The 26,998-nt window shown below is 67.7% G+C and carries 28 protein-coding genes; 14 read left to right on the top strand and 14 right to left on the bottom strand.

Going from position 1 to position 26,998, the window contains the following annotated elements:
- The first annotated feature begins 238 nt into the window (after nt 1-238).
- Nucleotides 239-1,117 carry a lipid A-modifier LpxR family protein gene (locus ACW17Z_RS09740; protein ID WP_419319587.1) on the top strand — a complete coding sequence of 293 codons (879 nt, stop codon included), beginning with the start codon at nt 239-241 and terminating at the stop codon, nt 1,115-1,117.
- A gap of 72 nt (nt 1,118-1,189) precedes the next feature.
- A complete protein-coding gene (locus tag ACW17Z_RS09735; RefSeq protein ID WP_492055843.1) occupies nt 1,190-1,510 on the top strand; it encodes a hypothetical protein in 321 nt (106 codons plus the stop codon).
- Nucleotides 1,511-1,523: 13 nt separating this feature from the next.
- Here ACW17Z_RS09735 and ACW17Z_RS09730 read toward each other — a convergent pair whose 3' ends face one another.
- From ACW17Z_RS09730 to ACW17Z_RS09700, 7 genes are all read right to left on the bottom strand, one after another.
- Nucleotides 1,524-2,756, bottom strand: coding sequence for a patatin-like phospholipase family protein (locus ACW17Z_RS09730; protein WP_492055842.1), 1,233 nt, complete (start codon nt 2,754-2,756; stop codon nt 1,524-1,526).
- Between the two features lie 7 nt (nt 2,757-2,763).
- Nucleotides 2,764-3,423, bottom strand: coding sequence for a PAQR family membrane homeostasis protein TrhA (gene trhA / locus ACW17Z_RS09725; RefSeq protein WP_419319591.1), 660 nt, complete (start codon nt 3,421-3,423; stop codon nt 2,764-2,766).
- Between the two features lie 70 nt (nt 3,424-3,493).
- Complete coding sequence (locus tag ACW17Z_RS09720) at nt 3,494-4,264, bottom strand: sulfite exporter TauE/SafE family protein (RefSeq protein WP_492055841.1); 771 nt, start codon at nt 4,262-4,264, stop codon at nt 3,494-3,496.
- Nucleotides 4,265-4,406: 142 nt separating this feature from the next.
- Nucleotides 4,407-6,356 (bottom strand): PAS domain-containing protein, encoded by a 1,950-nt coding sequence (locus ACW17Z_RS09715; RefSeq protein ID WP_492055840.1) that lies wholly within the window; start codon nt 6,354-6,356, stop codon nt 4,407-4,409.
- A 112-nt stretch (nt 6,357-6,468) separates the two neighbouring features.
- On the bottom strand, nt 6,469-8,190 hold the full coding sequence (locus ACW17Z_RS09710; RefSeq protein WP_492055839.1) for a heparinase II/III family protein: 1,722 nt from the start codon (nt 8,188-8,190) through the stop codon (nt 6,469-6,471).
- An 8-nt stretch (nt 8,191-8,198) separates the two neighbouring features.
- The gene (gene rpe / locus ACW17Z_RS09705) at nt 8,199-8,861 is read right to left on the bottom strand and encodes a ribulose-phosphate 3-epimerase (protein ID WP_492055838.1); all 663 of its coding nucleotides are present in this window, start codon (nt 8,859-8,861) and stop codon (nt 8,199-8,201) included.
- Between the two features lie 61 nt (nt 8,862-8,922).
- Nucleotides 8,923-10,206, bottom strand: coding sequence for an RsmB/NOP family class I SAM-dependent RNA methyltransferase (locus ACW17Z_RS09700; RefSeq protein WP_492055837.1), 1,284 nt, complete (start codon nt 10,204-10,206; stop codon nt 8,923-8,925).
- Between the two features lie 79 nt (nt 10,207-10,285).
- Here ACW17Z_RS09700 and ACW17Z_RS09695 point away from each other — a divergent pair, with 79 nt between their 5' ends.
- The 4 genes from ACW17Z_RS09695 (at nt 10,286) to ggt (ending at nt 14,199) form a co-directional block, all read left to right on the top strand.
- Nucleotides 10,286-10,501, top strand: a complete 216-nt coding sequence (locus ACW17Z_RS09695; protein WP_492055836.1) for a DUF1674 domain-containing protein — start codon at nt 10,286-10,288, stop codon at nt 10,499-10,501.
- A 225-nt stretch (nt 10,502-10,726) separates the two neighbouring features.
- Nucleotides 10,727-11,365 (top strand): AlbA family DNA-binding domain-containing protein, encoded by a 639-nt coding sequence (locus ACW17Z_RS09690; protein WP_492055835.1) that lies wholly within the window; start codon nt 10,727-10,729, stop codon nt 11,363-11,365.
- A gap of 84 nt (nt 11,366-11,449) precedes the next feature.
- On the top strand, nt 11,450-12,175 hold the full coding sequence (locus tag ACW17Z_RS09685) for an ATP-binding protein (protein ID WP_492055834.1): 726 nt from the start codon (nt 11,450-11,452) through the stop codon (nt 12,173-12,175).
- Between the two features lie 332 nt (nt 12,176-12,507).
- Nucleotides 12,508-14,199, top strand: coding sequence for a gamma-glutamyltransferase (gene ggt / locus ACW17Z_RS09680; RefSeq protein ID WP_492055833.1), 1,692 nt, complete (start codon nt 12,508-12,510; stop codon nt 14,197-14,199).
- 135 nt (nt 14,200-14,334) lie between these two features.
- Here ggt and pyrF read toward each other — a convergent pair whose 3' ends face one another.
- Nucleotides 14,335-15,036: an orotidine-5'-phosphate decarboxylase gene (gene pyrF, locus ACW17Z_RS09675; RefSeq protein ID WP_492055832.1), complete on the bottom strand. Its 702-nt coding sequence runs from the start codon at nt 15,034-15,036 to the stop codon at nt 14,335-14,337.
- 88 nt (nt 15,037-15,124) lie between these two features.
- On the opposite strand from pyrF, the gene ACW17Z_RS09670 reads away from it, so the two are divergent.
- A complete protein-coding gene (locus ACW17Z_RS09670) occupies nt 15,125-15,820 on the top strand; it encodes a MarC family protein (protein WP_419319603.1) in 696 nt (231 codons plus the stop codon).
- A gap of 203 nt (nt 15,821-16,023) precedes the next feature.
- On the opposite strand, the gene ACW17Z_RS09665 is transcribed toward ACW17Z_RS09670, so the two are convergent.
- Complete coding sequence (locus tag ACW17Z_RS09665; protein WP_492055831.1) at nt 16,024-16,824, bottom strand: SDR family NAD(P)-dependent oxidoreductase; 801 nt, start codon at nt 16,822-16,824, stop codon at nt 16,024-16,026.
- 88 nt (nt 16,825-16,912) lie between these two features.
- Nucleotides 16,913-17,335: an Rrf2 family transcriptional regulator gene (locus tag ACW17Z_RS09660; RefSeq protein WP_419319606.1), complete on the bottom strand. Its 423-nt coding sequence runs from the start codon at nt 17,333-17,335 to the stop codon at nt 16,913-16,915.
- 184 nt (nt 17,336-17,519) lie between these two features.
- On the opposite strand from ACW17Z_RS09660, the gene ACW17Z_RS09655 reads away from it, so the two are divergent.
- The 3 genes from ACW17Z_RS09655 to ACW17Z_RS09645 all read left to right on the top strand — a co-directional run bounded on the left by ACW17Z_RS09655 (nt 17,520) and on the right by ACW17Z_RS09645 (nt 21,176).
- Nucleotides 17,520-19,496: a potassium transporter Kup gene (locus ACW17Z_RS09655; RefSeq protein WP_492055830.1), complete on the top strand. Its 1,977-nt coding sequence runs from the start codon at nt 17,520-17,522 to the stop codon at nt 19,494-19,496.
- Entirely contained in the window at nt 19,496-19,858 is a 363-nt protein-coding gene (locus tag ACW17Z_RS09650; RefSeq protein WP_492055829.1) for a DUF1648 domain-containing protein, read from the top strand. The genes ACW17Z_RS09655 and ACW17Z_RS09650 overlap by 1 nt, the downstream gene beginning before the upstream one ends.
- An 85-nt stretch (nt 19,859-19,943) precedes the next feature.
- Nucleotides 19,944-21,176 (top strand): argininosuccinate synthase, encoded by a 1,233-nt coding sequence (locus ACW17Z_RS09645; RefSeq protein ID WP_492055828.1) that lies wholly within the window; start codon nt 19,944-19,946, stop codon nt 21,174-21,176.
- Nucleotides 21,177-21,396: 220 nt separating this feature from the next.
- Here the strand turns inward: ACW17Z_RS09645 and ACW17Z_RS09640 are convergent, their stop codons facing one another.
- Nucleotides 21,397-22,722 carry a PQQ-dependent sugar dehydrogenase gene (locus ACW17Z_RS09640; RefSeq protein ID WP_492055827.1) on the bottom strand — a complete coding sequence of 442 codons (1,326 nt, stop codon included), beginning with the start codon at nt 22,720-22,722 and terminating at the stop codon, nt 21,397-21,399.
- 225 nt (nt 22,723-22,947) lie between these two features.
- On the opposite strand from ACW17Z_RS09640, the gene ACW17Z_RS09635 reads away from it, so the two are divergent.
- The 3 genes from ACW17Z_RS09635 (at nt 22,948) to ACW17Z_RS09625 (ending at nt 24,737) form a co-directional block, all read left to right on the top strand.
- A complete protein-coding gene (locus tag ACW17Z_RS09635; protein WP_419319611.1) occupies nt 22,948-23,352 on the top strand; it encodes an MAPEG family protein in 405 nt (134 codons plus the stop codon).
- Nucleotides 23,353-23,394: 42 nt separating this feature from the next.
- Entirely contained in the window at nt 23,395-24,024 is a 630-nt protein-coding gene (locus ACW17Z_RS09630) for a LysE family translocator (RefSeq protein WP_419319612.1), read from the top strand.
- A 119-nt stretch (nt 24,025-24,143) separates the two neighbouring features.
- Nucleotides 24,144-24,737, top strand: a complete 594-nt coding sequence (locus tag ACW17Z_RS09625; RefSeq protein WP_492055826.1) for a CC0125/CC1285 family lipoprotein — start codon at nt 24,144-24,146, stop codon at nt 24,735-24,737.
- A gap of 127 nt (nt 24,738-24,864) precedes the next feature.
- On the opposite strand, the gene ACW17Z_RS09620 is transcribed toward ACW17Z_RS09625, so the two are convergent.
- Complete coding sequence (locus ACW17Z_RS09620; protein WP_419319614.1) at nt 24,865-25,647, bottom strand: SDR family NAD(P)-dependent oxidoreductase; 783 nt, start codon at nt 25,645-25,647, stop codon at nt 24,865-24,867.
- Between the two features lie 56 nt (nt 25,648-25,703).
- Between ACW17Z_RS09620 and ACW17Z_RS09615 the strand changes: the two genes are divergently transcribed.
- Nucleotides 25,704-26,108, top strand: a complete 405-nt coding sequence (locus tag ACW17Z_RS09615; RefSeq protein ID WP_419319615.1) for a YkvA family protein — start codon at nt 25,704-25,706, stop codon at nt 26,106-26,108.
- 18 nt (nt 26,109-26,126) lie between these two features.
- On the opposite strand, the gene ACW17Z_RS09610 is transcribed toward ACW17Z_RS09615, so the two are convergent.
- Entirely contained in the window at nt 26,127-26,525 is a 399-nt protein-coding gene (locus tag ACW17Z_RS09610) for an ASCH domain-containing protein (protein ID WP_492055825.1), read from the bottom strand.
- Nucleotides 26,522-26,983 (bottom strand): SAM-dependent methyltransferase, encoded by a 462-nt coding sequence (locus tag ACW17Z_RS09605; RefSeq protein WP_492055824.1) that lies wholly within the window; start codon nt 26,981-26,983, stop codon nt 26,522-26,524. Before ACW17Z_RS09605 ends, ACW17Z_RS09610 begins: the two co-directional genes overlap by 4 nt.
- Nucleotides 26,984-26,998: the final 15 nt, after the last annotated feature.

Genomic DNA, 26,998 nt, shown 5'->3' with positions numbered 1-26,998 from the left:
CCCTTTGGGGGTCACGCTGTTAACCCTGCGGGCTTTCGTCACGCTGGACAGTCGCGAATTACGGGATAGGCTCACGTCAATTGGGATTGGGGAATCCGCCGTGCGGATCAGGGAAACGGGACGTTCCGCGCTCTGCCTGACGGTCATGACCCTGGTCATGACGGGGTCGCCCTTATCCGTCGCCCTCGCCGCGCCGAAGGCCTCCAAGGCCCCTCCATCCAAGCCCTCAAAGACGGTCTTGGCGTCCGACAGGGCCGCCCTCGGTTTCCAGCTGAACGCGCCGACGGCCGAGCCCCTGAAGCTGAGCCTCAAGGATGTCCAGCCGACCGACACGGCCGCCGTTGGCTTCGCGCCGCGCGAGGTCGAGTCGCACCAGGCCCGCGTCGAGGGGCAGTTCGCGCTCTCGCCCGCCGCGACCTTCGGGGATGTGCGCCTGCTGGACGCCGACCGCTATTATGACGGCCGAGGGCCGGTGAGCTGGCGCTCGAACGCTTTTGTGGTCGGCCAGACGGACGGCGGCGCAGTGGACTCGGTGCGCGTCTCGGTCGCCGCTGTGGCCCGCAACGCCGCTATCGCGCCCCTGAGCCTGGTCCGCCCCGACGCCCAGGCCTTCGACGCTGAAAACATCGACGTGACCCTGACGCGCGGCTGGCCCTCGGCCGTCAAGCTGGCGGCCGGCAAGTACGCCCTGGATTTCTCGCCCCATGCCGGCTTCGGCTTTGGCGACGCGGGCGGTTCGGCCGAGGCCGGCGCCACGGTGCGCCTGGGCAAGAATGTCGAGGACCGGGTCAGCGACTCCCTGGGTCTGCGCGACGGTAACGAGGCCTTTGGCCCACGCGGGCGCTGGTATGTGTTCGCCGCCGCCAGCGGCCGGGCCGTGGGCCTGAACATGCTGCGCGGCCAGAACGGCGACTGGAGCCGGGCCGGCATGAGCTCGGACGTCAACAGCAAGCTGATCGGCGACGCCCAGGCCGGTGTGGCTTGGCGCAAGGGCCCGATGCAGGCGTCGGTCGGCTATATTCGTCGCGAGATGAAGGCCAAGGACGTCATCATGGGCATGGCGACCCAGAAGGACTCGATGGTGGCCCTGTCTTTCAGCCTGAAACCGCACTGGTAGGGCCTCTGCGCTTGAGTTTCGGGCCGCGATCATGCAGCTAGCGCCGATCCCGTCCACGAACCGTCTGACGACATGACCGACAGCGAGCCCCCGCGCCGCAAGATCCTGAGCCTCAAGAGCGGCGTCGCCGCGCCCGGAGGCCCAAAACCGCTGGAGCGCATCGTCCGCCCGGCGCGCCCGGTCATGCCCGAACCCCCGCCTCCGCCGCCTCCGGCCGTGGGCGACTGGAAATGCAAGCCGTGCGGCGCCCGTTTTGATCCCTCGCCCGACCTCGCCGACGAAGACTCCGTCCGCTGCCCGTCGTGCAATGCCCGCCTGGGCCTGGTGTCCGACTTCCGCAGCGATCCGCCCAATGTGGACAAGCTGCGCGCCCGCCATCTGAAAAAGGCCTGAGCCGCCGGGTCGGTTATTCCAGAACGTCGGTCGGACCGGGGTCGATGTCGGCCCGGGCGGGCTGACGCCGGAACAGGCCCCGCCAGCCGGTGGGCTCGGGTGAGGGGCTGGCCCAGACGCTGCCGGCCATGGCCAGGCGCTCGGCCTCATCGAAGATGGCGCGCATGGTCGCGGTGTCGAATTTCAGCATGTTCAGATTGTCGAAGCTCGACGGGATCGAGGCGACGCTGAGCGGCAGATTGTGGCGCGCGCAGAAACCGGCGGCCAGGCTGAGCGCCTGCCGGTAGGAAAACCGCAGCATGGTCTCGAAGCCGCGCACCATGATCGAAGCCACCCCGGCCGGGGTCGAGCGCGGCGATGGGTCCAGCACCGTGTTGACGATCACATAGACCCTGCCGCGCCTCAGGCGCTGGCCCAGGCTGCGCCAATGGAGCAGGGCGTCGGGCATCAGGAACAGCGGCGCGGCGACACCGCCATCGACATGCATTTCCTGATAGCGCTCGCCACCCGCCTCGACCGTGAACAGCTTGGCTGGGAACAGGCCCGGCACCGAGGCCGAGGCCAGCATGACGTCGCGAAACAGCTGCAGGGCGGCCTCGCCGCCGCGGCTGGCGATCGCGCCCATGTCCCAGATGACGGCCTTCTGGTTGTCGAGATTGGTGGTGGCGATCAGCAGGCGACGGCCCCGGGCGTGCTCGCGGGCCACGGCCTCGACCACCACCTCGTCGATGAACGGCCAGACCAGCGCCTCCAGGCCCTCGCCCTTGAACAGGCCAGCTCCCAGGCCGCCGGCGAAGCCTTTGATGCTGAGCAGATCGGCCGCGTACCCGCCGACATAGGAGTCGGTCAGGCGCTCGTCCCAGGCCGAGCCCAGAAAGGCCAGGGGCGCGATCAGGGCTCCGGTGCTGACCCCGGTGACAATGGCGAATTCGGGTCGCGCGCCGGCCTTGGACAGGCCTGTCAGCACGCCCGCCCCATAGGCGCCGCCGGAGGCGCCGCCCGACAGGGCCAGGATGTTGAAGTCGGCGCGCCCCAGCAGTGAGCGGGTCGGGGTCAGGCGGTCGGCGACGGCGTTCAGGGCCTGGTCGGCCTGATCGGCTGTCAGACGCACGCCGGGAAAATCGACGATCTCGGCCAGTTGGTCGGCCGGCGGGGTCGCCAGGCGCTTGCCCCGCAGGGGGTCGCCCGTCCACCAGTCGGCAAACAGGCTCTGTACGGTGGTCTTGGCCTCCGACTTCCGACTCAAGCCGGCCTCACGCGTGCGAGCCGGTCAGAACCACGCCGACTAGCACGGCGGCATAGTGCAGTCCGGCCCCGCCGACGACATGGCCATGCCAGATGGCGCGGCGGAACTTCAGACGGCGCATCAGATAGAAGATCGTGCCGGTCGAATAGACGATGCCGCCGATGGCCAGCAGCAGCAGGGCCGGCCAGGACAGGCCGTCGATCATCGGCTTGATGGCCACCAGCACCAGCCAGCCCAGGGCCAGGTACAGGCCGACCCAGAAGCGCTTGTCCAGGCCCGGCAGCAGCAGCTTTGCCAGCACGCCGACCGTGGCGACGGTCCATACCGCCGTGGTCATGCCGATCGCCCACCAGCCGGTCAGGTTCTGGGTGGTGAAGGGGGTGTAGGAGGCGGCGATCATCACGAAGATGCCGGCATGGTCGAAACGCCGCAGCAAGGGCCGCCAGCGGGCCTTGGCGAAGTTGTAGGCCGTCGACAGCGACAGCATCAGGATCAGGCCGACCGTATAGATCGACACCGCCGCCACCTGTTTCAGGTCGCCTATGCCGAAGGCCAGGCCCAGCAGGATGCCGCCGCCCAACAGGGCGCAGGCCAGGCCGGCCAGATGGACAATCAGGTCCGCACATTTGGCGCCGGCGGTCGGATAGTGGGTGGTGATGTCGGTCATGGTCCCAGTCTAACCGCAGCGAGTGACGTATGAACGACGATCATCATGGCGCCGATAGGGCGGGCGGTCGTCAGGAAAGCAGAGCGCTGGCTCCATCGAAGACCAGCTTTCCGCCGACCGCGACCAAAAGGACATAGATCACGCGATAGAAACCCTCTGCGGGCACCCGCCGCACCAGCCACACCCCGGCCCAGGTCGAGGCGATGGCCAGCGGCAGCAGCACGCCGGCGGTGGCCAGCACCTTGGGCGTGAGCTGGCCCAGGGCGATATAGGCCGGAACCTTCATCCAGTTGACCACGGCGAAGAAGATGGCGCTGGTGCCGATGAAGTCGTCGCGCGGCAGGCGGCGCGGCAGAACATAGATCTGGAACGGCGGCCCGCCGGCATGGGCGATCTGGCTGGTGAAGCCCGCCGTCAGGCCGCACAGGGCCCCCAGCCACGGCCGGCCCGCTGTGGCGGCCACCTGCGCGGCGACCTTGACCGCCCGCTCGGCCCACAGGCGCTGCAGGGCGAAGACGATCGAGATCAGCCCCACCGCCAGCTCGACCGCCGCCGGCGAGACGAAGGCCGCCAGCGCCCAGCCCAGAAAGATGCCGACAGCGGCGGCCGGCAGCATCAGCTTCAGCAGGCCGCTGTCCCAGGTCTTGCGGAACGCCCAGACGCTGACGACGTCCTGCACGATCAGGATCGGCAGCAGGATGGCCGCGGCCAGCACCGGAGAGATGGCCAGGGCCAGCAGTGGCGTTGCCACCACCCCGATCCCCGCAAACCCGCCCTTGGCCAGGCCCAGCAGGATCACGGCCGGGATGGCGACGGCGTAAAAGAACGGATCGGTCAGCATGGATTTTGCCTTAGCAGCTGGAGTCCGGCCGGGCCACTGGCCGCTCCGCGCCTGCGGCGCTCTTGCCCTGCGACGGGTGCAGAGGGTGGGCGGTGGATCCGGCGGTCGAGGCGTTGTTTTGCCTGACCCGCCACGCCGCGATCTAGGAGGCCGTCTCCATGGCGGTGGCGAGGCCGGTGAACAGGCCCTGGATGCTGATTGGCTTGGCCAGATGCAGATCGGCGCCGGCGTCCAGGCAGGCCTTGACCTGATGCGGCATGGCGTTGGCGGTCAGGGAGATGATCGGCGTGCGTTTGACGTTGCGCGCGCGTTCCCTGGCGCGGATCTGGGTGATGGCGGCCAGGCCGTCCAGAACCGGCATCTGGGTGTCCATCAGCACCACGTCATAGGCCTCGCGATCGAAGGCCTCGATGGCGGCCCGGCCATCGGCGGCGACCGTGACGTCGGCCGCGTCGGCCAGCATCATGACGATCACCTTCTGGCTGGTGGGGTGGTCCTCGGCCAGCAGAACCCGCAGGCGGCGGTCCTGCGTCCATTCGGTCGAGGCGGCCGCCATGGGCGAGATGTCTTTGGCATGACCTGCCGAGACCACGGCCTGGAAGGTGAAGCTGGCGCCGATGCCGGGCTGGGCGGCGCAGGCGATGTCGCCGCCCATCAGCCGCGCCAGGCGCCGGGCGATCGGCAGGCCCAGCCCCGTGCCACCGACCTTGCGGGTCACCGAGCCGTCAGCCTGCTGGAAGCGCTCGAACAGGCGGTCGCCGGTCGCGGCGTCGAAGCCCTCGCCGGTGTCCTCGACGCAGACCGTCAGGTCGATCTGCCCCCCGGCCCGAACCTGGGTGTGCGCCAGGACCTTCACCGCGCCAGCGCTGGTGAACTTGACGGCGTTGCTGGTCAGGTTGGCGATCACCTGGCGAACCCGCAGGGCGTCGCCCACGACGTGATCGCGGAAACCGTCGGCGAAGGTCAGCTGGAAGTCCAGGCCCTTGTCCTCGGCCACGGCCCTGAACACGGCGACCGCAGCGGTGATCGCCTCGCGCAGGTTCAGCGGTTCCTCCGAGAGCTCAAGGCCCCCCGCCTCGATCTTTGACAGGTCCAGTATATCGCTGAGCAGGATGTTCAGCGTGCGCCCGGAGTTGAGGATGACCTCCATCATCCCGCGCTGGGCCTCGTCCAGGGCGGTGCGGCTGAGCACCTCGGCCATGCCGACCACGCCGTTCAGGGGCGTGCGGATCTCGTGGCTCATATTGGCCAGGAACTCGCTCTTGGCGATGCTGCCGGCCTCGGCCTTCTGCAGCGCCTCGGCCAGGGCCGCAGCGCCGGCCTTGCGTTCGGTGATGTCCTCGCAGATCACCAGCAGGTGGTGGCGGCCATCCGCCCCTGGAATGGCGATCTTGCGGGTCTGCAGCCAGCGGCGGCCATTGTGCGGCGTGTCGAGCGGCTCTTCGTCGATGGTGACCAGCTTGCCGCTCGCGATGACCTGCCGGTCGATGGCGGCGAAATAGTCGGCCTGTTCCTTGGGGAAGAAGTCCTGGTCGCTCTTGCCCAGAAGTTCGGCGCGCGGCACGCCAAGCTGCTGTTCGGCGGCCCGGTTGGCCAGCAGGAACTGGCCCGTTTCCCCGTCCTTGACGAACAGCATGGCGGGCGTGTTCTCGATCACGGTGTCGAGGAAGCCCTGGGCGGCCAGTGCCTCGGCCTCCCGCTGGCGCAGGTCGGTGATGTTGATGCAGGTGGTGGCCAGACCGCCGGCGGGCGTGCGCCGGTTTTCGAACCGCAGATGCTCGCCGGACTCTTCGAGGATATTGTCTGCGTGATCCAGTTTGCGGCGCTCAAGCTGTTGGGCCAGCCAGGCCTCGCTGTCGGCTGCCGCTTCGGGGTAGCGACCGGCGGCCAGGCCCGCGCGCAGCAGGTCCTCGAAGCGCGCCCCCGCCGTCAGGGTGACGCCCCAGCGGGCCCAGAGGCGGGCATAGCGCGCGTTCCAAAACACGCAGCGGTCTTCGGCGTCGAAGACCACGAAGCCTTCCGGCATGACATCGAGCGCGGCCTGCAAGCTGGCCTCCACGGTGGAGGTCTGGTCCAGGTTACCGGCGATCATGAAGCCTCACATTGCGCGCACGATGTTTACGTTGAGCGCCAAGGGTTTAGAGCGGCTGAACGCCGTTCGCTAACCCCGTTGCTGCGGCAATTTGTCCCGTGTGGCGAGGGGGCTAGCCCTCGGCCCGGGTCAGCTTCCAGCGGATCTTCGCTCCGACTTCCGGCCGCACCTGGCTCTTGAGCACGATCTGGCCGGCCTTGCGCGCCTGGCCGTGGTCGAAGTGGGCCGAGGCGGCGATCTCCACGTCGACCGCGTCGTTCCTCAGCCACCAGCCGACATTGGATGGGCCGCGAATCAGCACGCTCTTGCCGTCGCGGGCGATCGAGGCGCGGGCGTCGGGGTGCAGGTGGAAGCGGGCGGCGAAGGGCAGGTAGCGGCGCGGGCCCAGGGCGTCGCCGGGAACGAGGGGGATCAGGCTGTCCTCGCCGCGCAGTTCGTCGGCGGCGATATCCAGGAACAGGCGGCGGGCGTGCGACAGGCCAAGGCGCCTCCAGCCGTCATGCTGGATATCCAGCCAGACGCCGTTGTCGGCGTCGTGGCGCTTGACCTCGACGGTCGTGGCGCCGTCGACCAGCCACGGGCCCAGGGCGTGGGCGCGGAAGCCCGACAGCGGCCGGCCGGCCGAGCCGTCACCCACCGACAGGGTCGAGGCGGCGTCGGACAGGCGAAAGGCGTGGGCGCCGCCGGCTTCGGGGCTCCAGCCGCACGAGGTGATCAGCCGGTCCTTGCCGCAGACGATCTCGACGGCGGCGGGCTGGGCGCAGGCGGCGCGGCTCAAGGGTCCGATGGCCGGGATCCCGGCGTCGGCCATCACCTGGATGCTGGCGCCCTGCATGCGCTCATAGCCGCTGTGGACGGCCGAGTGCGGTGGGCGCGGGCCGGCGTCGTCATGGGCCAGGGCGGCGGCGATGCGGGCGCCGGCCACGGCCTCGCCGCCGTGGAAGGCCGCCAGCTGGCCGTCGGCCAGGGTGAAGAACCGCGCCGCCGAGGCCAGGCGATCGATGGCGCGCGTGACCGCTTCGGGCGAGGGGCGCCCGCGCTGGCCCAGGGCGTCGTCCAGGGTCAGCAGGTCGAACAGCAGTTCCAGCCCCGCCTCGGGCGAGCGGCTTGCGTGGCCGCCGTCGCCCAGAACGATGCGGTCGATCTCGTGGGCGATGATCTTCAGGCCCTGGTCGATCAGGCGGTCGCCGGGCTTGTCGGACAGTACGCAGCCGGCGATCGTGGCGGTCACGGCCCGCTCCAGCGTCCGCTCGGGAGCGTCGGAGGCCTTGAACAGCTGCCGGGCCTGGCGGGCCAGGTCCATTGACAGGTCGGCGATCTCGGCGTCGGAGCCTTCGGCGGCCATGGCGCGGGCGGCGCAGGCCAGGTGGAACACCCGCCGCTCCAGGCACTCGCCGCTCCAGGAAAAGGCGTTCCAGCGCCCAAACACGCGGCGCCAGTCATCCAGCAGGCCCAGGGCGCGGCGCGCCCCGCCCGCGCTGATCAGGTCGGGCAGCCAGTCGAACCGGTGCAGGGCCAAGGCGAAGCGGCGCGTCGGGCTGGGGGTGTCGAAGGGATCGCCCACCTCGCCCAGCCGCAGGGCTCCGCCCGACAGGGTCATGACCCCGGCCAGGATCTTGCGGCCATGTTCGGGATCGACCGTGCGGGGATCGTGGGGATGGGCCGCCAGGCCGCGCGGCCTGGGCAGGGAGATCAGCAGCCGGTGCGGCGGCGAGCCGAACCACTCGCGCTCGACATGGCTCTTGATATTGGCGCCGATCGCTCGCGTCAGCACACCGCCGCGCGGAAGCGCCGGGAGTCTGGCTAAGCCGCGAGCGAAGCGTTCGGCCACCATCAGGGCGATCAGCCGCCTTTCAGCGCGCGGATATTGTCGGCATAGGCGCCGGGACCGCCCTTGAACACCGCCGAGCCGGCCACCAGGGCCGTGGCGCCGGCGGCGACACACTGCGGGGCGGTGGCCGGGGTGACGCCCCCGTCGACCTCGATGATGATGTCGAGGCCGGCCTTGTCGACCATTCGGCGCAGGGCTTCGACCTTGCGCAGCTGGCCGGGAATGAAGCTCTGGCCGCCAAAGCCCGGATTGACCGACATGACCAGCAAGAGGTCGACGTCTTCCAGGATCCACTCGACATGGTCGATCGAGGTGGAGGGGTTGAACACCACCCCGGCCTTGGCCCCCAGTTCGCGGATGCGTTTCAGCGACCGGTGCAGGTGCGGCCCGGCTTCGGGGTGGATGCTGATGATATCCGCCCCGGCGGCGCGGAACGCCTCCAGATACGCATCGGCCGGGCTGATCATCAGGTGGACGTCGAACGGGATGCTGGCGTGCGGCCGGATCGCTTTGACGATGTCGGGGCCCAGGGTGATGTTGGGCACGAAATGGCCGTCCATCACGTCGACATGCACCCAGTCGGCGCCGGCCGCCTCGATGGCGGCGACCTCCGCGCCCAGCTTGGCGAAATCGGAGGCGAGGATGGACGGGGCGATGAGCGGTGCGGCGGTCATGTCCTTGGCTTAACCGGGGTCGCGGCGTGGGACAAGCAAGCGCGTTGTCGCGCTTGCGCTCTTAGCTCTGCCTGACGAATCGCGCCGCGAAAAAGCCGTCCTGGCCGCCGTCCAGCTGATGCGGCAACAGGCGCAGCGTGCCCCGCGCGGTCAGGCTGGCGGTCGGCGCGCCGGCTTCGCCCGAAGCGATGGGGTCCAGGCGCATGTCGGGCCGACGAGCGAGGAAGGCCTCGACCTGGGCCTCGCCCTCCTCGGGTTCCAGCGAGCAGACGCAATAGACCAGGCGACCGCCGGGCTTGGTCTTGTCGGCGGCGGCGTCGAGCAGGCGGGCCTGGACCCCGGCCAGGCTGGCCACGTCGCCGGGACGGGCGGCCCACAGCACGTCGGGATGGCGGCGGAAGGTGCCGGTGGCAGAGCAGGGGGCGTCCAGCAGCACGGCGTCGAAGGTGCGCAGATCATCCCACGCCCCGGCGTCGGCGACCACGACCTCGGCGGTCAGGGCCATGCGCCGGAAATTGTCGGTCAGGCGTTCCAGCCGGGCGGCTGAACGGTCGACGGCGGTGACGATCGCGCCGGCGGCGGCCAGCTGCAGGCTTTTGCCGCCGGGCGCGGCGCACAGGTCGACAGCGGTCTCGCCGGTCTTGATGTTCAAAAGGCGGGCGGGGATGGCGGCGGCGGCGTCCTGCACCCACCAGCCGCCTTCCTCGAAGCCCGGCCAGGCGGCGACATCGCCCTTTCGCGCCAGGCGCAAGGTTCCGCCGGGCAGCACCTCGCCCTCGAGGCGTTCAGCCCACGACTCGGCCAGGGCGGGGTCCTTCAGCGACAGGTCGGTGGCCGGCTCGTTGGCGATTTCCGATGCGACCAGACGCGCGGTCTCGGGACCCCAGGCGCTGGTCCAGCGCGAGATCAGCCAAGGCGGCGCCAGATGTTCGGGATCATCGGACGGCGGACCATCGCGCAGCAGGCCGCGCAGCACGGCGTTGACCAGGCCCTTGAACGGCCGGCTGGTCTTGTTGATTCCGGCCATTTCAACACTGGTGGCGACGGCGGCGAAGGCCGGCACCTCCAGATAGAAGGCCTGGACCACGCCCAGGCGCAGCAGATTGCGCACGCGCGGCGGCGGCTCTTTCTGCAGCTTGGCCGACAGGGCGCGGTCGATGGGCCCAAGGCGGCGCAGGGCGGCCATGGCCAGGGCGCGGGCGAAGGCGCGCTCACGCGGCTCCAGGAAGCGGAAACCGTGGGCGGATGCGGCTTCGTCGAGGCCGCCGCGACGCGACAGGGCTGCGTCGATGAGGGTAAGCGCGGCTTCCCGGGCGGGGAGGCCGTCATTGAGTTCTTGGTTCACCGACCCGCCGTGCCTTGTGGCGCGGCGGAGCGCAAGGGCCTTGGATGATTTGGCGCAGGCTTCATGCTATGAAACCGCCATGTCCGAGATCGAAAACACCCCGCTTCCAGAGGCCCTGGGGGCCGCGCCCGACAAGGAACTCACCCCCGCCGCCTTACGCGCCCTCGAAGAAGCCGCCGCCCGCCGCGCCGCCGCGCAAGCGGTGGTCCTGGCCGACGAGCAGGGCGGCCGCGACGGCCCCGAGCCGACGCGCTTCGGCGACTGGGAGCGCAAGGGCGTGGCGGTGGATTTCTGAGGGCTGGGCGGCTCTCTCATTCCGCTCTTCATGCGCGGGGCCAGGGGCACCACCGCTTGGCGCGCCTCTTATCCAGCAGATGTAGCTGACAGCGGTTGCGCTACACTAGGCGTCGTTATCGTTGTGAGTGGCTTTGACGAGTAGAGCCTCCTATGTCGTAGGTCTGTATCTTAAATCCGGCGGGCTTTGGAGCCCATATCTCCCCGTGCCAGCTAGAGGTCCAGATTGAACCCCGCCCGTCTTTTCGCCATCGTTGAAGATCTTCGACGCCATAAGGCTGAAGCGAACTGGTTTGAGTTCAAGGCCAACAACACAAACCCAGAGCGAATCGCGCTTACGGTTTCCGGTCTCGCCAATGGCGCCCGCCTCGCGGATCGGGAAACCGCTTACATGATCTGGGGCATTGAAGACCAGGGTCGGGGAGTCGTAGGCACTGATTTCAAGCCCGACGTTGAGACTGTGGGAAACCAAGGTCTCCAGATGTGGCTGGCCCAGAAACTCGATCCCTGCCCCAACCTTCAGTTTCAGGAACTGTTGCATCCGGATGGGCGGCTGATTGTCCTTGAAATCCCGGCGGCCACCAGCAGCCCTATCGCTTTCGATCGTGTTGCCTATATCCGCCTTGGTAGCGCTACGCCAAAGCTGCTCGATTACAAGGAAGTCGAAGCCGCGCTTTGGGCCAAGCTGAGACCGTTCGCTTGGGAGCAGGGCGTCGCGCTGGCTTTCATGGCCAGCGACGATGTTCTCACGAACCTCGACTACGCCTCTTACTTCGACCTTTCACGGCAGCGGCTCCCCGACAACCGCGCGGGCATTTTCGAGCGTCTGGAAGCTGATCGGTTGATCCGGCGCGAGACAGCGTAGCGATGGGACATCACCAACCTTGGCGCGATCCTCTTCGCCAAGCGACTGTCCCTTTTCAAAGGCCTGGATCGTAAGGCGGTTAGGGTGATCCAGTACGTTGGGAACGATAGAACCGAGACGCTGAGGCGGTATGAGGAGACCCGTGGCTATGCGGCGGGCTTCACTGCAGTCATTGATCACATCGATGGCTTGTTGCCGCGTAACGAAGAGATCGGGAAAGCGCTGCGCCAGGAGCGCTCTCTGTATCCGGCCATCGCTATCCGAGAATTGGTCGCCAACGCTCTGATCCACCAAGACCTGACCGTAACAGGCGCCGGCCCCATGATCGAACTCTTCGCCGATCGGGTTGAGATCACAAACCCAGGCAAGCCGCTGGTGGAGCCAGCTAGGTTTGTTGACCTACCGCCACGGTCGCGAAACGAAAGCCTCGCCGCCTTGATGCGGCGCATGGGAATCTGCGAGGAGCAAGGCAGCGGTGTCGACAAGGCTCTTAAGTCCGTGGAGCTATTTCAGCTCCCTCCGCCAGATTTCCGCGTGGATGGTGATAGCGTCCGCGTGGTCCTCTACGGCCCTCGTAGTTTTGCATCCATGACGCCTGCAGAGCGTATCAGAGCCTGTGCTCAGCATGCAGCCCTGCGCTGGTTGGCCGGGCAGAAGATGACCAATGCGAGTCTTCGTGATCGCTTCGGTTTGGGGAGTACAAATGCTGCAGCGGTCTCGCGCATAATCCGCGAGGCGTCGGACGCCCAGCAAATACGTCTAGCGGATCCGTACGCTCCGAAATCGGGATACGTGCCGACTTGGGCCTAAGATTTGCTCGCGATTTGCTAGAGCTACGATTTGTTCCCGAACCGTTCCTGGTTCGGATTCCAACAAGCTGTTTTTGCGACCATTTTGGGGTTAATGAGCGGTTAACGTGATTTGCTCGTGATTTGATTTTTGCGAGTTTTACCCATGCGCAGCGGCGGATATGGCTATGCCGCACAGCAACGTACATTTGCGCTTTAAAGCCCGCGAGACCTCGACCGGCGCGGGCAAGTTCACAGTCTTATACCTAAATTCAGGAGCGCTTTTTCGGTGAGGGCTTCAAGCGCGGCCGGTATCGGCTAACGTCGGGCTCTAGTCCGAGGGAGGCCGTTGTCTTGCGTCTGTTCGTCCGGTTCTGCGCGGTGCTCGTCGCCGCCTTCCTGTTCGCCGGGTCGCCGGCGCTCGCCAAGCCCGCCGCCAAGCCGCAAGTCACCCTCACTGCCGGCGCGGTCGCCTCGCCGGATCGCTACGGCGCGCTGGCGGCCGAAGAGGTCCTGAAAGCCGGCGGCAACGCCGTGGATGCGGCGGTGGCCACGGCCTTTGCCCTGGCGGTGACCTATCCCGAGGCCGGCAACCTGGGCGGCGGCGGTTTCATGACCCTGCTGGTCGACGGCAAGCCCTATTTCCTTGACTACCGCGAGACGGCCCCGGCCGCCGCGAAGGCCGACATGTTCCTGGGCGCGGACGGCGAGCCGGTGGCCGAGCTCAGCCAATATGGCAATCTGTCGGCTGGCACCCCCGGCACGGTGCGCGGCATGGCCATGGCCCACAAGCGGTTCGGCAGGCTGCCCTGGGCCAAGGTTCTGGCGCCGTCGATCCGCTATGCCCGTGACGGCTTCCTGGTCACGCCGCAGCTGATCGGCATCCTGGACGGCAGCCGCGCGCCGTTCGTGGCCACCAATTTCGAGGCGCACTTCGGCGGCCTGAAGGCCGGCGAGCTTTTCCGCCAGCCGGCCCTGGCCGACACCTTGGAGCGCATCGCCAAGGGCGGCGACAAGGGCTTCTACGAGGGCCAGACCGCCGACCTGATCGTCGCCCAGATGCAGCGGGGACCGACCCGGGGTCTGATCACCAAGGCAGACCTGGCCCGCTACAAGGCCGTGTGGCGCCGGCCCCTGCAGGCCGACTGGCGCGGCTATGGTGTGATCACCGCCCCACCACCCAGCTCGGGCGGCATCGCCCTGATGCAACTGCTGCTGATGAAGCAGGACGCGGCCAGGCTGTTTGCGGACGCGCCGCTGAACAGCCCGCAATACATCCATCTGGTCTCGGAGATCGAAAAGCGGGTCTTCGCCGACCGGGCCGAATATCTGGGCGATCCAGATTTCGTGAAGGTCCCGGTCGCGGCCCTGATCGCCCCGGCCTATGTGGCCAAGCGCGCGGCAGAGATCGACCCAACCAAACCGTCGCCGACCAGGGCGGTGGTTGCGGGGCTGGAGAAGCCGCAGACGACCCACTTCTCGATCGTCGACCGCTGGGGCAACGCCGTCTCCAACACCTATACGCTGAACGGCTGGTTCGGCTCGGGCGTGGTGGTCGAGGGGGCGGGCTTCCTGCTCAATGACGAGATGGACGATTTTTCGGCCAAGCCCGGCGCGCCCAACATGTTCGGGGTGGTGGGCGGCTCGGCCAACGCCATCGCCCCGGGCAAGCGGCCGCTGTCGTCGATGACCCCGACCATCCTGACCAAGGACGGCAAGGTGGCGATGGTGATCGGCACGCCGGGCGGCTCGCGGATCTTCACCTCGGTGTTCCAGGTGCTGGCCGACGTCTATGATCACGGCCTGTCGCTGGCGGACGCCCAGAAGGCCCAGCGCTTCCACCACCAGCTGCTGCCCGACAACACGATCTTCTTCGAGCCCTACGCCCCGCCGTCGGATGCGCTCAAGGCGGCGCTGACGGCGCGGGGCTATGTGATCGAGATGCAGGACTACAACGGCGACATCGAGGCGATTCAGGTGGTGGACGGGACGCCGGTTCCGGTCGCCGATCCCCGGGCGCGCGGCGTGGCGCTGGTGGTGAAGTAGGCTCCCTTCCCACTTGATGGGGGAAGGGCTGGGGATGGGGGTGACTGCTGAGCTGGCTGCAGAGCGCCGCGCTCGAGATCATCCGCCGCATCACCCCCACCCCTGCCCCTCCCCCATCAAGGGGGAGGGGTGGAGCTAAACCCCCGCCATCTCGGCGATCACCTTCAGCGCCGCTGCGCGCGGATCGGCCGCCGCCGTGATCGGGCGGCCGCAGACCAGGTGGCTGGCCCCGGCGCACAGGGCGTCGGCGGGAGTGGCGGCGCGGGCCTGATCGTTCTTGGCCGACCAGTCGGGACGCACGCCGGGGGTCACCACCAGAAAGTTTGGCCATCCGGCTTCATTGGCGATCTCGCGGGCCAGGGCCGCCTCGTGCGGGCTGGAGACCACGCCGTCGACGCCGCAGTCGATGGCCTGGCGGATGCGGCGCTCGACCAGATCCCGAGCCCCGAACGCGTAACCCATCTCGCTGAGGTCGGCGTCGGTCAGGCTGGTCAGCACGGTCACCGCCAGGATCTTCAGGTCGGACGAACCCCGCGCCAGCACGGCCGAGCGCATCACCTGCGGTTCGGCGTGGACGGTCAGCAAATCACAGCCGGCTTGCGCCAGGACCCGGGCCGAGCGCTCGACGGTGGCGCCGATATCGTGCAGTTTCCAGTCGAGGAAGACCTGCTTGCCGTCCTTCTTGAGCTCGGCGGCCAGGCCCATGCCGCCGGTCGCCAGCAGCTCCAGCCCGATCTTGTAGAAGCTGACACTGTCGCCCAGCCGCTCGACCATGGCGCGGGCCTCGTCGACGGTGGGCAGGTCCAGCGGGATGATCAGGCGCGGATCGGCGGTCATGGTCTTGCCCCAAGGGGTTGGCGCGCGTGCCCGACCGCCCTAGGAACGAGGGCGAAGCTTCTGGCGCATTGAAAGGTAAGGACGTCGAATGACCGAGGCCACACTTGCCGTCAACTTCTTCGTCGCCCTGTTCGCCCTGATCGACCCGATCGGCAATGTGCCGCTGTTCGCCGCCGCCACCCTGGGCGCAGCCGCCGCCGGCCGGCGGATGGTGGCCGTCTATATCGGCCTGTTCATGGTCGCCTTCCTGGTCTTCTTCTATTTCACCGGGGTGGGCCTGCTGGCCTTCTTCGGCATCTCCATGCCGGCCTTCCGGATCGCGGGGGGGATCATCCTGTTCATCCTGGGGCTGGACATGGTGCGCGACGACTTCACCACCATGTTCGCCGACGCGGCCGAGGGCATCGAGGGCCAGTCGACGCGGGTCTATGCTCGCAAGAGCTTCGAACGTCTGGTCGTGCCGTTCGCCATGCCGCTGCTGATCGGGCCGGGTTCGATCTCAACGGTGATCATCTATGCCGCCGAGGCCAAGAAATTTGGCGCGGCGGGCATGGCCCTGGGCGTCGGGGTGATCGCAGCGGTCTCCGTGGTGACGGTCCTGACCTTCTGGGCCTCGCCCCTGATCAGCCGGATGCTGGGCCGGATCGGCATGAGCATCGTGGTGCGGGTGTTGGGCCTGATCCTCTGCGCCCTGGCGGTGCAGTTCGTGCTGATCGGGGTAGGCGACGCCACGCGCGGCCTGGTGCGGCAGGACGCCAAGGCGCCTTACGCGGAAGCGAAATAGGCAGGATCCGTTCGCCCAAAAAGCGCCGTCATTCCCGCCCTTGTGGCGGGAACCCCTGGTTCAGCTGAACCGTGAAGCGCAAGCGAAGTGCGCGCGCACTTCGCCCCTCACGCACCTGCAGCGGATGGAGGGTTTCCCGCCACAAGGGCGGGAATGACGGTGAGTCTTCGGAAAAAGTGCGGTTCTGATCAATGCAGAGCCGCCTAAACCTTCCTGAACCGTCCGCCCTGGTTGGCCATCAGGGCCAAAGCCCAGTCATCGGGCAGGATCTTGGCGATGGCCGCGATGGTCTTGTTGGGCGCGCCGGGCACGCAGACCGGGCGGTTGGCCTCGACGGCTTCGTAGCCTGAGGCGGCCACTTCGTCGGCGCCCAGCCACAGCCACTCGGGCAGGGACTGGCTGACCTGGGCGCGGGTGCCGTTGACGTCGTGGAATTCCGAATAGGTGAAGCCCGGGCACAGGGCGCTGACATGCACGCCGGTCGACAGGTTCTCCAGGTGCAGGCTCTGGGAGAACTTGACTAGGAAGCCCTTGGTCGCCGCGTACAGGGTGTGGCCGGCCGCGCCCGGGACGAGCCCGGCCAGCGAGGCGACGTTGACGATGCGGCCGAACCGTCGCTCGACCATGCCCGGCAGCACCTTGTGGGTCAGCGCGCAGACCGAGGTCAGCATCACCTGCAGGAACTTGCCCTGATCGGCCCAGCTGGTGGTCGCGTAGGTTCCGGGCAGGCCATAGCCGGCATTATTAACCAGCACATCGACGACGCGGCCCTGGGCCTCGACCCCGGCCAGCACGGCGTCGACTCCCGCCGGGTCGGCCAGGTCGGCCGGGATGGCATAGGCCTCGACGCCGAAGCGAAGGCGGATCTCGGCGGCCAGGGCTTCCAGACGGTCTGCGCGGCGCGCGGTCACGGCCACGTCATAGCCATGGCTGGCCAGGATGCGGGCGAAGGCGGCCCCGATGCCGGCTGAGGCGCCGGTGATCAGAGCAAGGCGGCGGGCCATGGAGCGGTATCCGATGTGAAAGCGAAACGACGCTGGAGACCAGCACGGCAGCCGATTTGGTTCAAGAGAACCGAAGGGGCGGGACGTTCTAGTGCGCCGCCGCCAGCAGGTCCGCGACGGTGATCTGGGCCAGGCGGTCGTGGGCGGCGGTGTCTGCGGCGGTGATCGCGGCGCGGACGGCGTCGGGGATCTTTTCGCCGACCGGGCAGCCCTTGACGCCCGGAGGGGCGACGCCGAGGTGGGCGCAGCCATTGACGGCCCGCAGCACCAGGTCGAGCGTGATCTCTTCGGGCGGCCGCAGCAGCCAGGCCCCGCCATTGGCGCCGGCCCGGGCCCCGATCAGACCGGCCTTGCCCAGCATGGCGGTCACCCGCCGCACGACGACGGGATTGGTCGGCACCGAGGCGGCCAGTTCGACGCTCGCGACCGCGCGATCAGGCGAAAACGCCTGCTTGTGCGCCAGATAGGCGAGGGCGTGAGCCGCCACGGGAAACTTTTGGCTGTCGGACATCTCTGCGGAAACCTAAGGACGATATGCGCGCGTTCAATCAAAAACTCGCCGCCGACCGATTTGCCTGCTAGCGCCAACGCAGCGTCGCGATTGAACCCGGATCAGATTGGGTGTATCGCGCCGCGCTTGATCGATATGGGCCCGCCGCTCGCATTTTGCGAGAGGGGAAGTCCGGAGACATTGAATGGCTTCCGAAGCCTCCAGCGACCCGACCCCGGATTGCGCGCCCGTCCCTTCCGACATTCCGCACCAACACGGACCCGACGCGAAGGGCCATGGTTTCTTTGCGCTCGCCCTGGGCTCGGTCGGGATCGTGTTCGGCGATATCGGCACCAGTCCGCTGTACGCCTTCAAGGAAGCCCTGCACGCGGCCGCCCATGATGGCGTCACCCGGTCCGAGATCTATGGCGTGGTGTCGCTGGCCCTTTGGGCGCTGATCCTGGTCGTGACGATCAAATATGTCATCTTCATCATGAAGGCCGACAACAAGGGCGAGGGCGGGGTGCTGTCGCTGATGGCCCTGGCCCAGCACGCCATGGGCAAGCGCACCATGCTGGTGTTCGCCCTGGGCGTGGCCGGCGCGGCCCTGTTCTATGGCGACGCTCTGATCACCCCGGCCATGTCGGTGCTGTCGGCGGTCGAGGGCCTGAGAACCATTCCGGCGCTGGAAAACAGCGTCAACAACCAGGTGGTGCTGCTGATCGCCACGGTCATGCTGCTGGGCCTGTTCTTCATCCAGAGCCGCGGCACCGCCTCGGTGGGCAAGCTGTTTGGACCTGTCTGCGCCGTATGGTTTGGCGTGATGTTCCTGCTGGGCGCGGTCAATCTGGCCCAGAACCCCGGCGTGCTGATGGCTATCAGCCCGCACTACGCCGTCGGCTTTCTGGCCGAGCACGGCCTGACCGGCTTCATCGTGCTGGGCGCAGTGTTCCTGACCGTCACCGGCGTCGAGGCCCTGACCGCCGACATGGGCCATTTCGGCCGCTGGCCGATCCAGGCGGCCTGGCTGTTCTTCGTCCTGCCGTGCCTGACCATGAACTATCTGGGCCAGGGCGCCTTCGCCCTCACCACCCTGAACGCCGCAGAGGCCGCAGGGCAGCCGATGCCGGAGCTGAACTGGTTCTTCGAAATGGCCCCGGCCGTGTTCCGCCTGCCGCTGGTGCTGCTGGCCGGCGCGGCCACCGTCATCGCCAGCCAGGCCGTGATCACCGGCGCCTTCTCCTTGACCCAGCAGGCGATCCAGCTGGGCCTGCTGCCGCGTCTGGACGTGCGCCGCACATCGGAAACCCAGTCGGGCCAGATCTTCGTGCCGCAACTGAACACCATGCTGCTGTTTGGCGTGCTGGCGATCATGTTCACCTTCCAGACCTCGTCGGCCCTGGCCCACGCCTATGGCCTGGCCGTGACCGGCACGATGATCGTGACCACCTGCATGGCCTTCATCGTCATGCGCCGCCTGTGGAAGTGGAGCCTGCCGCAGGCCCTGTGCTTCCTGGTGCCCTTCCTGACCCTCGACGTCGTGTTCCTGACCGCCAACGCCCTGCGCTTCTTCTCGGGCGGCTGGCTGCCGGTGCTGATCGGGGTGGTGCTGTTCATCATCATGGCCACCTGGGTGCGCGGCTCGCAGATCCTGACCGCCAAGACCCGCCGCGACAGCGTGCCCCTGGCCGACCTGATGGAGATCCTCCGGGCTCGCGCGCCGCACCGCGCCCCCGGCACGGCGATCTTCCTGACCTCCGACCCGGACATGACGCCCGTCGCCCTGATGCATAACCTCAAGCACAACAAGGTGCTGCACGAGCGCAATGTCATCCTGACCGTGCGAACCGGCGACACGCCGCGCATCGCCGACGACGACCGGGTCAAGATCGAAAAGGTCAATGACGACTTCAAGAAGGTCGTCATCACCTATGGCTTCATGGAAAGCCCCAACCTGCCCAAGGCCCTGGCCGTGTGCCGCAAGCAGGGGCTGAAGTTCGACATCATGGCCACCAGCTTCTTCCTGGGCCGCCGCTCGATCGTCCCGTCGGCCAACAGCGGCATGCCGCTGTGGCAGGACCGGCTGTACATCTTCCTGATGCGCAACGCCGCCAACCCGACCGACTTCTTCAAGATCCCGCCGGGCCGCGTGGTCGAACTGGGCGCGCAGGTGACGGTCTGATGAGTACGGCGCTGCGCGTCATCGGTGATGGCCTGTCGATCGCCGCCCTGGCCATCATCGCCTCGACCGCCCTGCAGGCCTGGAAGCGCATCCCCAAGGATGTGACCATTCCCATGCACTGGGGCCGCGACGGCCAGCCCACCTGGCGGGCCCCCAGGGCCTTGGGACTGCTGTGGATTCCGGCAGCGGCCATGGCGATCATCTTCGCTTTCACCCTGTCGGGGGCGACCTTCCGCGCCCAGGGACTGGAAGCGGTGATGCTGCTTTGCGTGCGCGCCTCTCTGGCCGCGATTCTGGCCATGGCCCAGCTGGCGCACCTGCGCGCGGCTATCCGCACGCTGCAGGGCGAGGATCGGCTTTAGGGCCTGGCCCCATTAGGACTTGACCCGTCGCCCCCGGCGCCCTTGAACGCGCCCGACTTTGTGTTTCTCCGGAAGGACCCCGCTCATGGCTGACAAGTCCGTCAAGAAGGTCGTGCTCGCCTATTCGGGCGGCCTCGACACCTCGATCATTCTGAAGTGGCTGCAGACCGAGTATGGCGCGGAGGTCATCACCTTCACCGCCGACCTCGGCCAGGGCGAGGAAATCGAGCCGGCGCGGGCCAAGGCCCTGGCCGCCGGCGTCAAGCCCGAGAACATCTTCATCGAGGACGTGCGCGAAGAGTTCGTGCGCGACTACGTCTTCCCGATGTTCCGCGCCAACACGGTCTATGAAGGCCAGTACCTGCTGGGCACCTCGATCGCGCGTCCGCTGATCGCCAAGAAGCAGATCGAGATCGCCCGCAAGATGGGCGCCGACGCCGTCAGCCACGGCGCGACCGGCAAAGGCAATGACCAGGTGCGCTTCGAGCTGGCCTATTATGGCCTCGAGCCCGACATCACCGTGATCGCCCCCTGGCGCGAGTGGGACTTCAAGTCGCGCGAGGCCCTGCTGGAGTTCGCCGAGCAGCACCAGATCCAGATCACCAAGGACAAGCGCGGCGAGGCGCCGTTCAGCGTCGACGCCAATCTGCTGCACAGCTCGTCCGAGGGTAAGGTGCTGGAAGATCCGGCGGTCGAGGCCCCCGAATTCGTCCACATGCGCACGGTCGCGCCAGAGGATGCGCCCGACAAGCCGCACGTCTTCACGATGGACTTCGAGAAGGGCGACCCGGTCGCCATCGACGGCGTGGCCCTGTCGCCGGCCGCCCTGCTGACCAAGCTCAACGAGCTGGGCCGCGACAATGGCGTGGGCCGGCTGGACCTGGTGGAAAACCGCTTCGTCGGCATGAAGTCGCGCGGCGTCTATGAGACCCCGGGCGGTACGATCCTGCTGGCCGCCCACCGTGGCATCGAGTCGATCACGCTCGATCGCGGCGCCATGCACCTGAAGGACGAGCTGATGCCGAAGTACGCCGAGCTGGTGTACAACGGCTTCTGGTTCACGCCGGAGCGCGAGATGCTGCAGGCGGCCATCGACTACAGCCAGCAGAAGGTTACCGGTCAGGTGCGCGTCAAGCTCTACAAGGGCAATGTCACCGTCATCGGCCGCACCAGCCCCTACAGCCTGTACGACCAGGATCTGGTGACGTTCGAGGAAGGCAAGGTCGCCTACGACCACCGCGACGCCGGCGGCTTCATCAAGCTCAACGCCCTGCGCCTGCGCGTGCTGGCCAAGCGGGATCAGCGCACGAAGGGCTGAGGTCAACCAAAGATCGACGATGGAAAGGCGTCGCGAGCTCAGCTCGCGGCGCCTTTTTCGTTCCTGGGCCTACTCGTCAGCGGCGGCGCGGCGGGCCAGGCTTGAGCAGTAGCTGTGAAAGTGTTCGACCAGCGGCGCGCCGGGGCCGGGAAACACCGTCACCTGGCCCGCGTACTCCACCGAGACGGTCGGTGTAGCAGCCAGGGATTTGAAGAAGCCGTCACGGCCGGTCCACCGACACCCGCACCACCGTCCCGTTCCGGTCGTCCGCCACCCAGACGGCCCCGTCCGCGGCCACCGCCAGCCCGACCGGTGCGCCCATCGGCCGTTTGCCCGCCACGGCCTGCCAGCCCGGCGTCAGGATCAGCGGCTCGGCCGCCGGACCGGGATGGGGCTTCCACACCAGGCCGCCGGCGCCATAGGCCGGGTACCGCGCCCCGGCCGTCGCCACCGGCAGCCCCTTGGCGTCCAGGGCGAACGCCACGACCCGGGCGCCGGTCGCGCGATAGCCGTGATAGCTGACCAGCAGCCGGTCTTGGAGCTGCGGCAGAAGCCCGCCCTGATAGACCAGCATGCCCAGTGGCGCGGCATGGGGCGGCAGCAGAAGGGCCGGCCGGGCGTGGTCGGCCGAGCGGCACCGGAAATTCGTGGCCCCGCCCCAGCCGGGAGTCGATGTCTTCATGTCGAAGCAGTAGGGCCAGCCGTAGTGACCGCCCTCGACCAGCACGTTCAGCTCGTCGAACGGCCGGTCGGTCGCCGGGTCGAAGTCGTAGCTGTTTTCGGCCTGCAGCAGCGTGCCCGCCGGCGTCCGCGCCAACGCCAGGCTGTTGCGCAGGCCGCGGGCGACCATGGTGTAGGTCTCCGCCCAGCGCCCCTGGCCGAGGTAGCGATAGCGCCGCACGCCGGCCAGGGGCTCGGCCCCCTCGCTCTGGACGCAGCGCGGCGTTCCGTCCGGCTTGCCCTTGACCAGGCAGCGGTCGCTCGGTGCGCCGACATTGACCAGCAGGTCGCCATTGGCGTCGAAGATGAAGTGGGACAGGGGGTGGCGGTTGTCGTGCAGCCGGTTGTCCGGCAGGCCGGCGACGACCACCTCGACCGTGTTGGCCGGCAGTGGCGCGCCGGGATTCATCCGGATAATGCGGCTCATCTCGCCGACATAAACCAGGCCGTCCGGACCGATCCCCAGGCCATGGGGCATCGTCAGACCCTTGAGCAACGGCGTCAGAACGGCGGGTCGCCCCGCCTCGGCGCGCAGCCGCCAGACCGACCCCTTGCCCGGATCCCAGCCGCCCAGGTCGGTGACGATCCAGTCGCCGCCCGGCAGTTGCACCAGGGTTCGCGGCATGCGCAGGACCCGCTTCGACAGGCCGCTGGTTCCCGGCGGCGGGGCGACCACAAGGCCGGCGCACATCCCGGGCGCCATCTCGATCGGCAGCCTCGGCCAGCCGTCACAGGTCTGGCCTGGCGGCAGGACATAGGGCGCCGCCATCACGGGCGCGGCGACAAGCATCACGAGCAGCGCAAGGGCCGCGGTCAGGCGTTTCATGAGAGCGTCCGGTACAGTCCAGACGTCAGCCTAGGTGAGGACGCGGGGCGGTAACAGGGAAACCGGCCGCGGATCGCAGGGGATTCGACGCGCATGGCGGCCTCCCGTCCCTGGTCCCCGGAGGGGCGAACCCTGCAAACGGGCAAGAGTTCCGGTTTGGCGCGAACCATGACAGGTTCCCGCCGGACGGCGCAGACCGTTTCGGGAACCGGGGAGCTTCTTCACATGCAAACGCACGCCTATGTCGCCATCGTCACGCTGGTGGCCCTGCTGGTCTATATCTGGATGGGCGTCCGCGTCGGCGGCGCCCGCAAGAAGAGCGGCATCCACGCTCCGACCATGACCGGCGATCCCGAGCTGGAGCGCCACATCCGCGTCCAGGCCAATACGCTGGAGTGGCTGCCGATCTTCCTGCCCTCGCTGTGGCTGTTCGCGATCTACTGGAACGACATGGTCGCCGCGATCCTGGGCGTGATCTGGATCGTGGGTCGGGTGATCTACGCCCTGGGCTATGCCGCCTCGCCCGACAAGCGCGAGCTGGGCTTCGTGATCCAGATGGCGGCGGCGGCAATCCTGCTGTTTGGCGCCCTGGGACGGGCGATCTGGATGCTGGCGACGGTGGGCGTCTAAACACGGCTTTTCGACGGGCAGGGCCTCACCTATAGCGTGGCCATGGCTCTTCCCGTCGATCCCGCCCGCTACGGCGCCTTTCTGGCCGCCATGTTCGTGATGGCCATCACGCCGGGACCCGCCAACCTGTTCGCCATCGCCACCGGCATGGAAAAGGGCAAGGGCGCGGCCTTGCTGGGCGTGGCGGGCATGAACTGCGCCACCCTGATCTGGTTCATCGGCTCGGCGCTTGGCCTGGGCGCGCTGATCATCGCCTTTCCCAAGGCCTTCCACATCCTGGCCCTGGCCGGCGCGGCCTATCTGGTCTGGCTGGGCCTGAAGTCCCTGTGGGCCGGCTGGAAGAACGCCGAGAGCCATGCCGTCGCCACGGTCAAGGCCGGCAAGTCGGCCTTTGTCGACGGCTTCACCGTTCAGATCGCCAATCCCAAGGCCCTGCTGTTCTTCACCGCCGTGCTGCCGCCGTTCATCGATGTGAACCGGCCACTGGTCCCGCAGCTGCTGATGTTCGCCTGCGCCACCATCGGCATGGATCTGATCAGCATGAGCGCCTATGGCCTGGGCGGGGCGGCCCTGTCGACCCGGATGAACGAGCCGGTGTTCCGCAGGGGTTTTGCCTTCGCTGTCGGCGTTCTGCTGATCTGTGCGGCGATCCTGATCGTTTCGCGCGGCTGATACCGGCCCGCTGACTGGCCCGCTGATCTCCGGCCAGAAATCAAACGCCTTGGCGAAACCACAAAGCGTCGCCAGAGTTAGAGTCTAGACCCGTGAATTTGGGTTACGGAGTGCTGTCCATGTCCCTGAAGAAAGTCGCCCTCGTGGCGGCCATGGTCGTCGCCGCCGGACTTTCGGCCTGCGCGACCGCTACGCCTTACCAGCCCAAGGCCACCTCCGGGGCGGTCACCGGCGGGTTCTCCGAGCTGCGTCTGGAGGCCGACCGCTATCGCGTCAGCTTCGCGGGCAACAGCCTGACCTCGCGCGAGACTGTCGAGCGCTATCTGCTGTACCGCGCCGCCGAGCTGACCGTGCAGCAAGGCTATGACTGGTTCGAAACCGCCGACCGCCGCACCGATCGCACGGCGCGCACCGTGATCGAGTCCGATCCCTTCGCCCGACCGGGCTTTGGCTATGGCTATCCCTATGGCTACTGGCGCCCGTCGTGGCGCTATTTCGGCCCCAGCTATGGCTGGCGCAGCTGGGACCCCTTCTGGGGTGACCCCTTCTTCGCCGATCGCGGTCAGGTGCGGACGATCGAGAAGTTCGAGGCCGGCGCCGAGATCGTCATGCACAAGGGCAAGAAGCCCGAGGGCGATCCGCGCGCCTATGACGCTCGCGAGATCATGGCCAATCTGTCGTCCAGCATCGTCCTGCCGGCGGTGAAGAAGTAGAGACATCTCCCTTCCCCCTCGATGGGGGAAGGGCCGGGGATGGGGGTGATACGGCGATGCAGCCGGCAAGCGCCTCATCACCCCCACCCAACCCTCCCCCATCAAGGGGGAGGGCTTTTTATGCGGTTTAGCGCGGCGCCATGCGGATGCCGCCGTCCAGGCGCACGTCCTCGCCGTTGAAGTAGTCGTTGGTGATCATCGTCAGGGCCAGGTGAGCATATTCCTCGGGATTGCCCAGGCGCTTGGGGAACGGCACCGAGGCGGCCAGACCGGCCTTCACGGCTTCGGGCGCGTTGTTCATCAGCGGGGTGTTGAAGATGCCCGGCAGGATGCAGTTTACGCGGATGCCTTCGCTCATCAGGTCGCGGGCGATCGGCAGGGTCATGCCCACAACGCCGCCCTTGGACGCCGAATAGGCCGCCTGGCCCATCTGGCCGTCTTCAGCGGCGACTGAGGCGGTGTTGACGATGGCGCCGCGCAGGCCGTCTTCCAGCGGTTCCAGGTCCAGCATGCCCTTGGCCGACTTGGCGATGCAGCGGAAGGTGCCGACCAGGTTGATCTGGATGATGCGGTCGAAGGCGTCGAGCGGGAAGTGCTTGGTCTCGCCGGTGGCCTTGTCGCGGCCGGCGGTCTTGGCGGCGTTGCCGGTGCCGGCGCAGTTGACCAGGATACGTTCCTGGCCGTGGGCGGCGCGGGCCTTTTCAAAGCCGGCGTCGACATCGGCGTCGGAGGTGACATTGACCTTGCAGAACACGCCGCCGATTTCCTTGGCGACTTCCTCGCCGCGGGCCTCGTTCATGTCGAACAGGGCGACCTTGACGCCCTGGGCGGCCAGGGCGCGGGCGGTGGCTTCGCCGAGGCCCGAAGCGCCTCCGGTGATGACGGCGGCGACGGTGTTGTCGAGTTTCATGGACGTTTCCTCAAGCTTTGCGTTTAAGGTTGCTGCTTGGAGAGGGTTTTAGACTGATGAGCGCCGACGCCAAACCGTCCCCCGACGTCAATCAGATCCTCGACCCGGCCAAGGCGCTGGTTCCGGCCACCGTGCGGGTCAATGAGGAGCGGGTGGCGCGAGGCTTCCTGCCCAAGATCCGCAAGGTCGCCGCGAAGATTCCGTTCGCCGCCGACGCCCTGTCGGTGTGGTGGTGCGCCCGCGATCCAGCCACCCCGATGGCCGCCAAGGGCATGATGATGGCGGCCCTGGCCTATTTCGTCCTGCCCACCGACGTGATCCCCGACATCCTGCCGGCCCTGGGCATGACCGACGACGCGGCCGTGATCGCGGCGGTTATCGCGATCGTCGGCAGGAACCTCAAGGCCAGTCACAGGGAGGCCGCCAAGGCGTTCCTGGCCAGGCTGGCGAAGGACGACTGAGGCCGAACGGGCGCGCGCCTAGGGAATCGCGATCTCGGCGATGAGCTTGAATTCCTCGCACCACAGCGGCATTTCAGGATCAAAGCCGCCGTTGCGTTCGAAATAGGCCTGGTGCGCTCGACGCCATGACGTGAGGGATCGGTCGTCCTCGCCCTCCTTGGCGGCGAACGCGTCGGTGACCTCGCTGAACAGGCACACGTCCAGCCGGATCGTCTCGATGACCGCGCGGGGGCGATCGCGGCTGTCGCACGCCACCATCTGTTTGCCGACCGCCGTCTGCTGACCGTCGGCAAACGACCAGCACGTCGCTGTCTTCGTACCCAGCAGCACCAAGGCGAGCAGGGCGTCGGCCAGTTCCGGGCCGTCTCCGAACCGAAAGCGTTCCAGATCGCTCCAATCGGGCGCGACCTGGATCACCAGTACTTCTCCATGATCTCCCGCGCCCAGTCGGGCTCGCGGTGCTCGCCGCGCGGGGCAAAGCCGCGCATCACCGGCTTGATGTCCAGCACCGGCGTGCCGTCGATGGCGTCCAGACCCTCGACCTCCAGGGTCAGGCCGTCGACCGCCACGATCCTGCAGACCGTGACCCCGATGCGGTTGGGCCGGTTCTTGCCGCGCTGGGCGAAGATGCCGATTTTCGGCCAAGCGGTGTTGCCGCGCGGATGGCGGGCGCCGGTCACGATCTGGTCGTCTGTGACCCTGTCGAACACATAGACCACCTCGGCGTGGCTGAAGGTCTCCAGCCCGATCAGGGCCTCGGCGTCGAAGCGGGCCGGATCCAGGACGATGGCCGCGCGGCTGGCGCCCCAGTCGTCGTCTTCGGCAACATCGCGACCGCCCCGGACCTGGCCGATCGGCGTCATGATGATCGACATCAGACCTGTCCTTTT

This window comes from Caulobacter sp. GSs2, from assembly GCF_058680895.1.
This window is presented reverse-complemented; position numbering and strand designations above follow the sequence as displayed.